At 71.1% G+C, this 940-nt stretch carries 2 protein-coding genes; both read right to left on the bottom strand.

Annotation, left to right across the window (positions count from 1 at the left end; genetic code table 11):
* On the bottom strand, nucleotides 1–210 hold a 210-nt coding region (locus HUK84_RS20190), incomplete at its 3' end, for an aldehyde dehydrogenase family protein (RefSeq protein WP_246285796.1).
* Nucleotides 207–940: ATP-binding cassette domain-containing protein (locus HUK84_RS20185; RefSeq protein WP_176641789.1), on the bottom strand; the 734-nt coding region annotated here is incomplete at its 5' end. The genes HUK84_RS20185 and HUK84_RS20190, both read right to left, overlap by 4 nt.

The following is a 940-nucleotide window of genomic DNA, read 5'->3' as shown; positions in this document are numbered from 1 at the left end:
CCGCCACTGCGCCTGCGCCGTCGCGGCGGCGGCGATCGCATCGCGGGTATCCTGCGCGGTGCAGGCGGGGATGGTGCCGATCACGGCGCCCGTCGCGGGATTGTCGACGTTCAGCGTCTCGCCGTTCGACGACGCGCGCCAGGTCCCGCCGATCGCGGCGCGTTCGGAAAACAAGGCCGGATCGGCCAAGTCTAGCATCGTGTTCGTCATGCTTCGGTCTCCGGGAACTGGGTCGATTCGAGATGGCAGGCGATTTGCGCGCCGCCGGCCGTGCGGCGCACCGGCGGCGGCAGACGGTCGCACAGGCCGGGAATCCGGTCGGCGCAGCGGGGATGATAGCAGCAGAGGCCCGGGGGCAGCGACGGACCGGGCGCCAGGTCCTGCGCGGCACGCCGGGCCCGCGTATCCTCCAGCCAGCCGGGGCGCATGGACGGGACCGAATCCCGCAGCAGGCGCATATAGGGATGATGCGGACCAGCATCCAGCGATGCCGCCGGCCCGCATTCGACCACCCGTCCGGCATACAGCACGGCCACCCGGTCGCAGATCGCGCGCAGGGCGTGCAGGTCGTGGGTGATGAAGATGAAGGACAGGCCGAGATCACGCTGCAGACCGGCCATCAGATCCAGGATCGCCGCCGCCACCACCGTGTCCAGCGCGGCGGTGATTTCATCGCACAGCACGATTTGCGGCCCGGCGGCCAGGGCGCGGGCGAAATTGATCCGCTGCTTCTGCCCGCCCGACAGTTCCGACGGCAGACGCGCCGCCAGGGCGGGGGACAGACGTACCATCTCCAGCAATTCGGCCACCCGCCGGTCGGCGGCAGCCCCGCGCAGCCCGTCATAGAAGGCGACGACGCGCCCCAGCGTCGCACCGATGGTCCGGGCCGGGTTCAGCACGCCGTCGGCATTCTGCGCCACCATCTGCAGCCGGCGCCGTT

The sequence above is a fragment of the Nguyenibacter vanlangensis genome, assembly GCF_013376155.1.
GTDB lineage: Bacteria > Pseudomonadota > Alphaproteobacteria > Acetobacterales > Acetobacteraceae > Gluconacetobacter > Gluconacetobacter vanlangensis.
The sequence above is the reverse complement of the archived record's forward strand: the minus strand, read 5'-3'. Positions and strand labels throughout refer to the sequence as shown.